Origin of the sequence: Bacillus sp. TH25, from assembly GCF_016650935.1 — a bacterium.
Taxonomy (GTDB): domain Bacteria; phylum Bacillota; class Bacilli; order Bacillales; family Bacillaceae_G; genus Bacillus_A; species Bacillus_A mycoides.
The window spans coordinates 1301732-1314361 of record NZ_JAEKEU010000009.1 but is presented as its reverse complement, the minus strand read 5'-3'; the positions used below and the strand labels follow the sequence as shown (position 1 = coordinate 1314361).

At 34.7% G+C, this 12630-nt stretch carries 11 protein-coding genes and 2 pseudogenes; 7 read left to right on the top strand and 6 right to left on the bottom strand.

The window, feature by feature from the left end; genetic code table 11:
* The first annotated feature begins 171 nt into the window (after window positions 1–171).
* Both JFT89_RS11090 and JFT89_RS30735 read left to right on the top strand, forming a co-directional pair.
* The gene (locus JFT89_RS11090; RefSeq protein ID WP_242488387.1) at window positions 172–855 is read left to right on the top strand and encodes a TetR/AcrR family transcriptional regulator; all 684 of its coding nucleotides are present in this window, start codon (window positions 172–174) and stop codon (window positions 853–855) included.
* Between the two features lie 76 nt (window positions 856–931).
* Window positions 932–1075: a hypothetical protein gene (locus tag JFT89_RS30735; RefSeq protein WP_242488386.1), complete on the top strand. Its 144-nt coding sequence runs from the start codon at window positions 932–934 to the stop codon at window positions 1073–1075.
* Window positions 1076–1378: 303 nt separating this feature from the next.
* Here the strand turns inward: JFT89_RS30735 and JFT89_RS11085 are convergent, their stop codons facing one another.
* Window positions 1379–1546: a hypothetical protein gene (locus JFT89_RS11085; protein ID WP_016096722.1), complete on the bottom strand. Its 168-nt coding sequence runs from the start codon at window positions 1544–1546 to the stop codon at window positions 1379–1381.
* 168 nt (window positions 1547–1714) lie between these two features.
* Between JFT89_RS11085 and JFT89_RS11080 the strand changes: the two genes are divergently transcribed.
* Both JFT89_RS11080 and JFT89_RS11075 read left to right on the top strand, forming a co-directional pair.
* Window positions 1715–2380, top strand: coding sequence for a response regulator transcription factor (locus tag JFT89_RS11080; protein WP_002069079.1), 666 nt, complete (start codon window positions 1715–1717; stop codon window positions 2378–2380).
* Window positions 2373–3797 (top strand): sensor histidine kinase, encoded by a 1425-nt coding sequence (locus JFT89_RS11075; RefSeq protein WP_201039972.1) that lies wholly within the window; start codon window positions 2373–2375, stop codon window positions 3795–3797. The genes JFT89_RS11080 and JFT89_RS11075 overlap by 8 nt, the downstream gene beginning before the upstream one ends.
* Before the next feature lie 351 nt (window positions 3798–4148).
* Here JFT89_RS11075 and JFT89_RS11070 read toward each other — a convergent pair whose 3' ends face one another.
* The 3 genes from JFT89_RS11070 to JFT89_RS11060 all read right to left on the bottom strand — a co-directional run bounded on the left by JFT89_RS11070 (window position 4149) and on the right by JFT89_RS11060 (window position 9575).
* Window positions 4149–5348: a S1C family serine protease gene (locus JFT89_RS11070; RefSeq protein WP_181777927.1), complete on the bottom strand. Its 1200-nt coding sequence runs from the start codon at window positions 5346–5348 to the stop codon at window positions 4149–4151.
* Window positions 5349–6227: 879 nt separating this feature from the next.
* The gene (locus tag JFT89_RS11065; protein ID WP_201039971.1) at window positions 6228–8312 is read right to left on the bottom strand and encodes a serine hydrolase domain-containing protein; all 2085 of its coding nucleotides are present in this window, start codon (window positions 8310–8312) and stop codon (window positions 6228–6230) included.
* Window positions 8313–8405: 93 nt separating this feature from the next.
* A complete protein-coding gene (locus tag JFT89_RS11060) occupies window positions 8406–9575 on the bottom strand; it encodes a serine hydrolase domain-containing protein (protein WP_016096726.1) in 1170 nt (389 codons plus the stop codon).
* Between the two features lie 790 nt (window positions 9576–10365).
* On the opposite strand from JFT89_RS11060, the gene JFT89_RS30730 reads away from it, so the two are divergent.
* The 3 genes and pseudogenes from JFT89_RS30730 to JFT89_RS11045 form a co-directional block, all read left to right on the top strand.
* Window positions 10366–10476 (top strand): HU family DNA-binding protein, encoded by a 111-nt coding sequence (locus JFT89_RS30730; protein WP_372475978.1) that lies wholly within the window; start codon window positions 10366–10368, stop codon window positions 10474–10476.
* Between the two features lie 114 nt (window positions 10477–10590).
* Window positions 10591–10983, top strand: coding sequence for a hypothetical protein (locus JFT89_RS11050; RefSeq protein ID WP_016096727.1), 393 nt, complete (start codon window positions 10591–10593; stop codon window positions 10981–10983).
* Between the two features lie 137 nt (window positions 10984–11120).
* Window positions 11121–11468 (top strand): annotated as a pseudogene (locus JFT89_RS11045) (RNA-guided endonuclease TnpB family protein); the annotation flags it as partial.
* Between the two features lie 469 nt (window positions 11469–11937).
* On the opposite strand, the gene hepT reads toward JFT89_RS11045, so the two are convergent.
* Window positions 11938–12351, bottom strand: coding sequence for a type VII toxin-antitoxin system HepT family RNase toxin (gene hepT, locus JFT89_RS11040; RefSeq protein WP_016096728.1), 414 nt, complete (start codon window positions 12349–12351; stop codon window positions 11938–11940).
* Window positions 12341–12601: pseudogene (gene mntA, locus JFT89_RS11035) on the bottom strand (type VII toxin-antitoxin system MntA family adenylyltransferase antitoxin); the annotation flags it as partial. The gene hepT and the pseudogene mntA, both read right to left, overlap by 11 nt.
* Window positions 12602–12630: the final 29 nt, after the last annotated feature.

The window sequence follows — 12630 nt, the reverse complement described above, 5'->3', positions numbered from 1 at the left end:
CTGTACTATCGGTTTATTTTTATACCTCAAGTCCAACAAGGTTAATGATATCTCATTAGCAATTAATTATCAACAAAAATGTACCGTTTGTCCAAAATTGTACTAGTTGTATTTTCTTTGTTACAATATATTTATTAATATAAGAGCATTACCTCTAAAGGAGCTTAGAATATGAATAAGAAGAAAAGAGACGTTTTAGATAAAGCACATGAGCTATTTATAGAACAGGGATATCACGCGACATCTATTCAAGATATTTTAAATCATAGCAATATTTCCAAAGGTTCTTTTTATAATTATTTTTCTTCCAAAGGCGAACTATTCAAAGCTGTATTTAAACTTATCCAAGAAGAGATGCAAGTGGAAAGAGACAAATTACTTATTGGAGAAGATTGTAAAGATATTGCTATCTATATAGAACAAGTCAGCCTCATGATGGAACTTAATAAAAAAAACAAGTTAATGCAATTAATTGAAGATGTGCTTGTATCAAACGATCCAGATCTCATACAATTTATTAAGCAGTCTAAATACTTATTTTTAAGTTGGGTGTATAAACGCTTTACAAATATTTTCCCCGAGGATAAATCAAATTATTTAGTGGATTGTGCGGTTATTTTCATAGGTATGATGCAGAATATTCTTCATACCAGTAATGCATGGAATCAAACAATTACCATAAAGCAAATTGTTACTTATTGTATGGATCGGATAATTATCATTTTGGAAGATATTAGTGAAAAAAGCATTCAATTATTTACACCCGCATATATAAATGAATTTTTACCTCAATCAGATTATAATGATTTTTTTAACAATGAATTTTCAATTGCTACGCTAAACTTAAAAAAGTGATTGAGAAAAAAATGGTTTCGAAAAGCAGAAAATTACAACATGTTTAAACCTGTTGTACTTTATTCAAGAAGAGATTATGTATAATAAAGCAGATTCAAGAAAATTTTTAATTGAAAGTGCTTTAACAACTTTAAAAAATAGTCCAGAAATCAATGCCACTCAGGAATATATACAATATGAACAAATTTTAGGGAAAATGGACTATTTTCCGATTTCATAAATTTCATTTTCTTCAATCTAAACTATATACACAAATTTAAAGGTATTCTTATAATGAAAAGACCCTATATCCTGTATATATAGGGTCTTCCAATATATGTTTTTTATCATCATATTTAACATTGGATGATATTTCTCAGCTATTCCTCTCTGGCCTTTCAAAAGTTTCTTTACCCATTTGAATTAAGTTAATCCCTCTTACAAAAACGATATCTGTTCTTACTCTGGCTTCATTCCTTTTGAAAAGTATTTTAACGTTTAACTCACATCTGATAGAGATAAGGAACTAATTTCTGGATTTTTGTTAACTCGGTTTATATAGGTTTCTTTTATTTACACTTGCGTACTTATATAGATACGGTGATGATTTTACTTTTTGTTTTTTTATTTTTATACGACCATGTTCCGAATGATGGATTATCCACAATTTTATATCTAATAAAGAAAGAATTATGTCTGTTTCAAGTGACATTTTGCTTACCTCCTTCTTTCTTAAGTGTTATGTATACATAATATCTTTTAAATCTGGAGCTGATTTGAAATATATATAGTTTTCCTGTGAAGTCTTTATATTGTTTTCTAGTAATTCTCCATACAAACTCCAGATAGTAAAGTTATAATGGCTACTAGAGGTGATATAATGATCAACCATCATATTCTTGTAATAGAAGACGACCAAGAAATTCAGGAATTAATTAAACAATTTTTATTGACACAACAGTATACAGTTGAAGTTGCATCAGATGGATTAGAAGGAATGATACAATTTAATAAGCAATCCTTTGATTTGATTCTTTTGGATGTGATGATGCCAAACCTTAACGGATTTGAAGTTGCGAAAATGATTCGAAGTCAATCAAATGTGCCAATTATTATGCTGACTGCGTTAGAAGAAGAACAAGATCAAATGAAAGGATTTGATCTTGGAATCGATGATTATATTACAAAACCATTCTCTTTTCATGTTTTGATTAGACGAGTCGAAGCAGTACTAAGAAGAAGCAATGATAAAAGCTTAGATAATCATTTCGTCTTTAAAGAATTGCGTGTCGATGTCGACGCCTATAAAGTATATGTAAATGAAGTTGAAATCTCCTTAACAACGAAAGAATTCGAAATTCTGCAACTACTACTACAAAATGAGAGAAAAGTACTCCTAAGAGAAAGCATCGTAGAAAAAGTTTGGGGCTACGATTATATTGGGGAATCACGAATAATCGATACGCATATTAAAAACATACGAAAGAAATTAGATATCCCTTATATTAAAACCATAAAGGGTATAGGTTATAAAATCGATGAATAGGATCGTAAAAATCCTGAAGATGAAGCGAATTACTTATAAACTCTTTATGACTACATCCCTCATTTTGTTAGCCTTTGCAGTCATGATTTATTTAACTTTATACTTTTTTCTTCCTACATTTTATGAACAATATAAAACAGAGCAGCTTGAAAACGGAATGGAAGAAATAATTGATAAATCTAAGAATCTTACTTTTCAAAATGCACAACCGCTTTTTGAGGAGTATATGCAAAAAAATAATGCAATACTCAGATTTCCAGATTACGAAAGAGTAAACGTTTATTCTACTCCTTATACATTTATTCAAGGAAGTGTTACTCAAGCAGCACGAATAGGGAGTTCCAATAGCCTGAACAAATCATATGATATTCCATTTCAGGATGGTAACCAAACCGTCATAGTATACGCAACATTTCAACCTATTGATGAGGCTTCCAAAGTTTTGGTACGTTTCCTTCCCTATATCAGTATTATTGTAGTTGTTATTGGGATAGGAAGTGCTTATTTATTTTCAAGGTTCATTACAAAGCCACTCATTTATATTAATCGAGGGGCACAAAAAATGGCGGACTTAGACTTTTCCGAAAAAATTGAGGTTCGTTCTATGGATGAATTAGGGGAACTATCTAATAGCTTGAATGATATGTCCATTAATTTACAACAAACTATGTTTGATTTACAAAAAGCAAATCAGCAATTAAAAAGTGATATTGAAAAAGAAAGAGAAATAGAAACAAAACGCAGAGAATTTTTTGCAACTGTATCACATGAATTAAAAACCCCTCTCACTATTATGAAAGGATACTTAGAGGGGATGATATATAATATTGGTCCTTATCAAGATCGTGACCAATACTTAAAGAAAAACCACCAAATTATCGAAAAGATGGAAGATCTAGTTCGTGAGATTTTAAGTATGTCTAAATTAGAACAACATACATTTAAACCACAATTAAAAGAAATAAATCTCTCCGAATTAATAGATATAATCACAAAAGATCTCAGTTTTTTTGCTTCTCAAAAAGACATTCAAATCATAAAACAGATTGATTCTCACTTTTCTGTCTATACAGATCGGGTTCTTTTAGAAAAAGCCTGTAAAAATATTATTCATAATGCAATTATGTATTCACCGAATAATGAGAAGGTATATATACAGCTAACTCAGGACTCAAAACAAAATTGTATCTTAATTCAAATTATCAATACAGGTGTACAAATTAAAGAAAATGATATACAACATGTCTTCGAACCATTTTATCGAATTGAAAAATCAAGAAATCGAAATACTGGTGGGAGTGGCTTAGGATTATATATTGTAAAACAAATTTTTGAAGCACTAGGTTTAGAGTACGTTATTAATAATGTAGAACAAGGTGTACAATTTGTTGTTATCATTCCAATATCTGACAAATAAACAACCTCCCCTACCAATTCGGGAGGTTGTTTATTAGAGTTTGCTAACATCTCTTACTACTAGTTTCTCTAACAATTTTAGTGTGCTTACCTTTTTATTTTGTACCCTTTACACCTGTAATTCCCATTTCTATTAGTACATTCTGAAGAACATTTTTCAGATGAATAGATTACACGATTGGAAAAACACGAATACCCATTTTTAGATGTATCCAACTTACAAACTTAGCTATGAGTTTTAACTTTACCAGATTCAGATGATCCTAAAATAGTTTGAACTAGAATTGAATTCATGTGTATATAATCAAAAAGGGTTTAATCAATTTACCGGATTAGTCTGTTCAAAATCAGACTATTTTTGATCCGTTAATTTCACCATTTTTGTTATTTTTTCACCATTACGATAAACTGTTACTTTAATTGTGTCCCCCGATTTTTTCTTTCCATATAAATACTTGCGGAATTGAACAACATTTTCTATTTGTTGTTCATCCAATGCAATCACAACATCATGCTGTTGTAATCCTCCTTTTTCTGCTGGTGACTGATTTGAGATATTCCCCAAAACAACACCATTTGTTATCTCTTTTGGCAATTTTAATTGATCACGTGCAGAATTTGTAATTTTCTCTACATCAAATAGCTGTACACCTATCATTGGACGTTTAACTATCCCCTCTTTTTCAAGAGACTCTAGAACTGTTTTAGCTATATTAATCGGAATTGCGAATCCGATTCCTTCAACTGCTTGTTGTGCAATTTTACTTGAATTAATTCCAATGACCTCACCCTGCTCATTAAACAAAGCTCCGCCGCTATTCCCAGGATTAATAGCTGCATCTGTTTGAATCACCTGTGCCTGCCAATCCACTTGCTGATTTCCAAGTGTACTAACAGGTATTACTCGATCCTTGCTACTAATAATCCCCTTTGTTACACTTCCTTCTAACCCTAATGGATTACCAATAGCTATCACAGATTCCCCCGTACGAATTTTTTCTGAATCTCCTAGAGTTGCTACTTTTTTCACATCTGTTCCATCAATTTCTAATACAGCTAAATCTAATAATGGATCTTTCCCTACTACTTTAGCAATAAGATTTTTACCATTATTCAATTTCACTTCTATTTTACTTGCACCGTCTATCACATGATTATTTGTGACAATGAAAACCTTATTACCTGTTTTTTTATATATGACGCCTGATCCTGAACCAGCTTCTTCTGATTGTGCTTGCATAGCAAATGGATCTGAATTTTTTTGATAGTTAATGACACCTACTACAACTTCTTTTGCATCTTCAATCATATTTTGAAGACTACTCATACCATCTGGTTTGTGCGAGACAGGAGTAACCTGATTCACCTCGTTATTTTTAGTGAATTGACCTGCACCTCCTTTAATTTCATCTATATAAGGAGTGGTCAAGCTGATTGTAATTGCACCAATCATTGCACCAATTATTCCGGTTAAAAAATAACCTGTTTTTTTACCGTCTCTATTCATGTTTTTTCTTGTTTGATTTGTATCATAGTGTCCCATTTTGAACACTCCTTTCTCCCTTAATATCACTTGGATATTTCCATCTTTATATTTTCACTATAAGTCCTGCATCTGGAGTGTACATGGAGATAATCAGGAGTTTATCGAGAGCTGTAGACCTTTAATACAAAAAAGAACCCTTATAATAAGGATTCTGCAACAGGAAAACACAAATATATAATAATAATTTGTTATTTTCATACTTTTAAAAAACTAATTTTCACTATATGAAAGTTATACATGTTTTAAAATTTGTATCTTTCGAAACACTTCACAGACGTATTGAGGATTCTTTTTATCTTAAGATGCATGAAAATAAAAACTATTTATAAAGGGGTTCTTTACAAACAAAAAGAAGGCATCTCGAATTAAGATTAATCAAAATGGCCTTCTCTACACATGCCCATCAACTTAAGAATTCAGAATTACCCCAAAACAAAAAAATGAGCTTTTTTGCTACAAGTTAGCACAAAATTTCGTTCTGGGGGTATTTACTTTTCTTAGCTTGATAGCGATGTGGTAGGGCCCTATATTTGACTCTTTTTCTACACCTAGATATTCTAGAGTTCGTTCTAACATAAGTGCAGCCTGTTGACATGTGAGTGTGCCATATGGCGTAAACTTAGTAGCTGAAACACCTCGGATAATTCCTGTATCGTATAGGGCTTGTACATCATAATACCGGCTGCGAACGTATTTACATCAAGAAGATTAATGGAGCAAATGATGATTGCCCTGAATTGGTATGATAGCTGTTTTTGCAGAGTTTGAGCGTGATATTATTCGTTGAAATTCTCTTCTTAAAGATAATACGTAAATACAAACAAAACCAGCAAAACACCGTTCCTATGTCGTACTGGTTTTGTTGAAGTCCATCTTGAATTGTAGCTAGTTCAACGTAATTGCAAATTCTGAGTTCGGTGCCCCAGCAATTACAACCGTTCCATTCTTCGGCAGTTTTACTTTGTTATTGCCGCTCACGATGGTAAAGTTGACGCATACTCCATCCTCATCATACACCGCGAACGCACCCGTCGATGGCAATGTCACGGTCATCCTTTTTCCTGCTGCCGCTTGCGGGATCGTAAACCATTTCGCATGCCCATTTGCTTGCAGCGTAACTTTGGATGATTGGCCAGCATCAAGTGGTTTTACGTTGGTTCCACTTACGTATAACAACCCGGCCATTTCCATATATTCATTGCCGCCTTCTGTATAGAAATGCGTTTCCGTCGTATCACGGCCATTCATCACGGGGATCTGGAGCTGATGCGTCGCGGTGTTCGGACCTGTAATTTTTCTGCCCTCCCAATAGCCCGCCAGGCCTTCCTTACGAGTAATTTGTGTGGTAATAAGTTTCGGTTGTACGAGATATTCAATAGAACTAAATTTCTCATTCACGAGATAGAACTTGACACCTTCCCGCTTCGCCCATGCGGCAGCGGTTTTCTTCGATAGCACATTGTCTTCTAGTTTCTCGGCCAAATAGTGAGTCATCGCACCTTGCCCTAAGTCTGGTGTCGATTTATATGTGCTCTCCCTCAAATAAGTTCTTCCATTCTTTTCGGTGACAAAGTTGAGCTTAGAAGTACCCTTCTCATTAATAAAGCTTCCATCCGCAGTATATACATATTTTTCTTCTCGATTAGATGGTAAGAACAGTTCTCCATTCTTCGTAATTTCAATTTTGAAATGAGTTTCGCTATTGCCATAAAAGCCCGCTTTCTTTGCCACGTCTTGAGGCATCTTGACCTTGACCGGCTTGCCAAAAGATTTGTTCGGCTTGATGTTCTTAATTGTACCCTTCTCTTTAAGCACGGCGAGCAGCAATTCAGTTGCCAGCAGTTGATTTGTAGAGCTTCGTCCACCGGATGACAACACAGCCGCTGCCATTTTCTGTTCCGGAAGCACGACCAGTATAGCATGTTGCAGTGACGTGTCGCCGCCCTTAGCCAAGCCTTTTATCCCATATTCACTGAATGGGTATAGTTTCACACTATCCCAGCCAAGACCATAGTTGAAAATATTATCTCCTTCCCCCGGCCACATTCCTTTTTTATATTCCTCTTGCTCCATCGCCTTGACTACCTTATCAGAGAGGATCCCTTTTCCCTGTCCCATAAATAATTGTGAGAATCGTACCATATCTTCTGCCGTGGAAGAGACCCCTCCCGTACCAATCACATTCACCGATTCAATTGGAAGCTGCCCTTGGTACGCCGGAAAATAAAGTCCAGCCCGCTTTTCGTCTCTCCATTTGTCCTGCGGCGTTTTTGTATGATTCATCTTTAAGGGTTCTGTAAACCGTTGATGTAGAAATTCGGTAAAGCTCATACCGCTGACTCTTTCCACCAAAATTTCGGCCAGCGTAAAGCCATCGTTGCAGTATACCGAAAACGCGCCAGGGTCTGCTTTCAGGCTCTGGTTGGACAATTGCTGCAACAAGACATCATGGGAATAGGTATCATTATCGTTAAATAAAAATGCATTACTTAACGTGGAACCTTGCAAGCCGGAGGAGTGATTCAACAACATACGCGGGGTAATGCTTTTGTACCGCCCATCTTTCATCTTAAAATCAGGAACATAGTTGACCACAGGAGCATCCAAATCGACTTTTCCTTCGTCGACCAATTTCATTACAGCCGCTGTTGCATACATTTTACTGACTGAACCAATCCCGTATAGAGTATCTTTGGTTAGCGGCTGTTCCCCTTCCATATCGTTCTTTCCAGCCTGCCCCGACAAAGTAAGCTTGCCATTATCAATTAGCGCATACTGCACGCTAGTCGTCCCATGGGACTTCGTGAGTAGCGCAGCCTTTTCTGCTGCAATCTTCTTCAGTTCTTGGCTAGCTACTTCTGCGTTAGATACAACTGTAGTCTTACCGTCAGAAAATGCTTTCGCCCCTGTTGGTAGAATCATAGTTAGCGCTAATGTAGCGGCTAATACACCAGTTAGTTTATTTTTCATGAGGGAATTGCCTCCTTAGATAAGTGATCAATTTCATCATTTATTTGTTTAACTATGAAAATATGATAAAATTTATCCATTCTTCCTTTTGGCCTACTTGCTAAATTCAGCAAGTAAAATATTTTTAAAAGGATTAGGACTGTCAGTTCTACCCAAACTATTCCAATTGACGACCAACGTATGCTTGCCTCCAAGTTTACCTCCAACAAGAGTTGTAAACCCTAGAATGCCACCGGTGTGTCCCCATATCGAGACACCGCTTGGAAGCTTAGTTTCATAGATTCCAAGACCATATCCATCGATTCCTTCTTTTCCTGTAGGAACTGTAGTAAGCATTTGTTTTAGTTGCTGTTCCTTCAGTAATTTGCCACCGAGCAAGTAAGAGAAGAATTTATTTAAGTCGTCAGCAGTAGAAATCATATCTCCAGCAGAGCTACCTGCACTTGGGTTATAATAAGTAACGTCTTTTAGCTCACTTGCTCCGTCTGGTTGGACATATCCACGGGCATGGTTAGTGCCTGGAATAACACTTGAATTGCCTGGTAGGAATGTATTCGACAATTCGAGTGGCTCAATAATCCGATTTTCAATCTCTTCCGCATAGCTGTTTCTGGTTACTTTTTCAATAAGAATGCCCAGTAATACGTATCCTGTGTTTGAATAAGACCAGCCATCTCCTGGGGCAAAGTCTGGAGGCAGAGAAACCCCCATCTTCACTAACTCTTCAGCCGTATACGATTTTTTTGTATCCGTAAAATCAGCGTTTTTTGACCTTGAGTATTCAGCGATACCACTTGTATGGTTCAATATCTGCCGGATAGTAATCTGGTTACCATCATATCCATTTCCTTGAATGACACCAGGCAACCAGTCTTCGATGTAGTCGTCTAGATTCAGGCGATTCTCTCCAGCTAATTGAAGTACAACTGTTGCGGTGAACGTCTTCGTCACACTCCCAATGCGAAAGCGAAAATCTGTTTTCATTGGTTTCTTGGTTCTCAGATCCGCTATTCCAGCGGCATACCCCCACGTTTTTCCACCCTCAGAAGTTTTAGCAAGTATCCCCGGGTATCCAAGTTGCAATGTATCCCGCATTGCTTGCTTGACGGAAGTACGATCTCGTTGAGTATTTGTTTGTAACGAACTAGATACATTTTGAGTGGGCTCTGCTTTTACAATTGAGGTTGGTGTTGTATATAACAGGGAACTTCCAGCTATTAAAAGGGCCAGACTTGCACATGTAATTTGACTACGTATTTTCATAAGGCATTCCTCTCCTCTATTCATATTGTATAAGTGTTTGCTTACTGTTCCTTACTTCCTGACAAGACTTAGGGAAAGGCCCTCACGCATATAGATTAAAGCCCCAGTACAAAGGTATCTATCAATACCAACAATTTGAGCCATTTAAATCTCCATCCCTTCTATAACAAAATTATTCAAAGGTATGAAAGCATATTATGTACCCTTAGTTATTGTTAGGATTAACACAACATGAGACATAACCCCAACCCATATTTTACTTTATTTATCCATAATATGTATTGAGAAAGAATGTAAGTTCGAATCCTTTCCGTACCCCAACTATTGATCGTTTTTTTCACCTATTATAAACTCAACAGAAAACTATTCACTTACGCAAATGTACATCAATATCATCCTTGAATTTCAAAATACAAATTATTAATAAAACAAGTAAAGTAGCTATATTAAGAACATTGAAGATATACAAAAAAACAACACGCCTGTCAGTACATCAGATATAAATCCTTCTCTGACATTTTTTAAATATTGATTAATTTTTTTGAAGACAGCATAACTTTCTCTAGTATAAATATGATAATGCAAGCAAGAATCTCGTTTTACATATAGCAAACACGTTATAATGATTACTGAAATCTTGCCGAATATATAGGTGTGACAGATGAAAAAATGGAACTCATTAAACAAGAAACAAACTTAACATAAAAGATGCGTTTTCAGCGATAAAAATAGGATTGGACCAAATCGCAAAATCTTTACAACATGCCGAAAAAGTACAGTTACTTGTTTTTTGAGGACATCCGAAGTCCAGGAACTTGCAGAGCGTAACGGTCGTAATCCAAAAACAGGAGAAGCGATGAAGATTCTCCCTTCAAAATTACCAGGTTTTAAAACCAGCTAAGAACTTAAATATATGGTAAAGTAAAAAAGTATTTTCCTACATATTAGGAAAATACTTTTTTTAAAGGAACCTCAAAACTCACACATACCCTATACAGTAAAGGAAGTTTGGTACATGCAATTTTCTATAGACGCGATTCGTAATTTCCTCATACATGATATGGAATCTTATCGTGAAATGATCCTACAAGAAAATGATTATGACAATATGAAATGGAGTTACACCACATTCATTGATATGAATAATTACCTAAAGAAAACAAATATGGATCAAGAGGAAATTCAAGAGTTATTATCGGTGAGCCGTGAAGGGATCTCTTTTGGTTCGGTAACAAAACGTGATATGCTCTTTATACATTCTCTTACTAGTCCAAATCGATGTTTGGAACTAGTGGAAACCTATAAATTGATGGAACGAACAAATGAATACGTTCCCAATATGAAAGAAGAATTGCAATGGCTCAAAAATCGATGGGAAAAAGGATTTTATATTTTTGTTAATCAATAAATACGTTGTATTTATAAAAGTGCTTACCATAGCAAATATAGAAGAGTCAAAGAATACGAATATAGCTTAGAAAAAAGCAAATCTTCTTAAAAGGGAAGTTTGCTTTTTTCTTATTCCCCCTTTTCGAGGGGATGGGCAAAAACCACGATGTTATCGGTATAGAAGATTTACAAGTATCGAATATGTTAAAGAATCATAAGTTAGCAAAAGCAAGTAGTGAGGTTTCCTGGTCACAGTTTCAAACCATGTTGGAATATAAAGCAAAATGGTACGGCAAACAAGTCATTGTCGTATCGAAAACATTTGCTTCAAGCCAATTATGTTCTTGTTGTGGATATCAAAACAAAGACGTTAAAAATCTAAACCTACGTAAATCGGAATGCCCTTCTTGTCGTACACACCATGATAGGGATATTAACGCAAGTATCAATCTAAAGAATGAAGCGATAAGGCTTCTAACCGTAAGGACTGCGGGGTTAGCCTAATAAATTAAAGTTCGATAGAACTCTTTACTTAGGAATCCCCCTCTTCTAAACGAAGTGAAAGTGGGGGTGGTTCAATCCTATACTTTACACTACCTAACTCAATATAATCATAATATTCTAGAGCAACTTTTAAACCTTTATTTAATCTAACAATTACAGTAATATTATTTATATACACATATATACGGATTTTTGTGTAATTATCCTGTTTTTTATGCTATACTTATTAAGAATCGACAAACATGATTTTCTTCTTATTCAAATTTAATAGTTACATCTACTTAAACAGATTGTATATTTTCAACCCCAAAAGACACCTTAAGGTGTCTTTTTTCAATATGTCCATGTTTTACTTGATTTGTTTTTATTTGTTAAAACAAGCAAAGTATTCACAGAAGTACTTTACTCATCATAATGTACAATTGCTATAATGTTCTTCTATGCAATTATGATTCTAAGATTTGTGCTTCTATAAGTCCAAAATTTCCATAACTTCTTTCGTAAATAGTTTAAAGTCTTTTAGATGTTTTTCAATAATTTGACGAACAATATCTAAGTTTACACTTTGATAATCATGAACAGCAATATTTCGAAATCCCACCATCGCCTTTAATTTACTTGCTAGCTCTGCGCTAAGTAAATCTGCTGCAACCAACAAATCAAAAGCGTCTCGACTTGATTGAGGTAATCCTAATTTTTTCCCTGCAACAATATGCATTGCTAAATCAATACTTGCTTCGCAAGCTCTTTGTATGTTCAATATTATAGAATCTTGCTTTGTATAATCCTCCAAATTATCAGGATTATTTCCATATACGTCCTGTATTCTTTTTATACAACGCTCTATTGTAGAAATTTTATTCAAAATGACTTCATTCTTCATAGATAGAACCTCTTTTCTTTATATCATCAAATACTATCTGGCGTTCCTCATTCAATTTTGAATACATTTTTAAAGTCTTCATTTCAAAAATGATTTTTCGTTCTTCATCAGAACAAAATACTGTCTTACCTGTATGTATAATCTGAGCTTGAAAAACTGTAGAAGCTCCTGATAAATCAACTAAATCAACATCTCTATGAACAATATCCGCTAACTCCTGTGCTAATAAAAAACGTTCATAATTCCCTAATTTTATTTAAAATATAAGTTATATTCTAA

Bases quoted from the DNA above. Each gene is read 5' to 3' on its own strand.
- JFT89_RS11050 (WP_016096727.1), top strand. From the start codon at position 10,591: ATGCAATTTTCTATAGACGCGATTCGTAATTTCCTCATACATGATATG.
- JFT89_RS11060 (WP_016096726.1), bottom strand. From the start codon at position 9,575: ATGAAAATACGTAGTCAAATTACATGTGCAAGTCTGGCCCTTTTAATA.
- JFT89_RS11090 (WP_242488387.1), top strand. From the start codon at position 172: ATGAATAAGAAGAAAAGAGACGTTTTAGATAAAGCACATGAGCTATTT.
- hepT (WP_016096728.1), bottom strand. From the start codon at position 12,351: ATGAAGAATGAAGTCATTTTGAATAAAATTTCTACAATAGAGCGTTGT.
- JFT89_RS11075 (WP_201039972.1), top strand. From the start codon at position 2,373: ATGAATAGGATCGTAAAAATCCTGAAGATGAAGCGAATTACTTATAAA.
- JFT89_RS11080 (WP_002069079.1), top strand. From the start codon at position 1,715: ATGATCAACCATCATATTCTTGTAATAGAAGACGACCAAGAAATTCAG.
- JFT89_RS11085 (WP_016096722.1), bottom strand. From the start codon at position 1,546: ATGTCACTTGAAACAGACATAATTCTTTCTTTATTAGATATAAAATTG.
- JFT89_RS30735 (WP_242488386.1), top strand. From the start codon at position 932: ATGTATAATAAAGCAGATTCAAGAAAATTTTTAATTGAAAGTGCTTTA.
- JFT89_RS11065 (WP_201039971.1), bottom strand. From the start codon at position 8,312: ATGAAAAATAAACTAACTGGTGTATTAGCCGCTACATTAGCGCTAACT.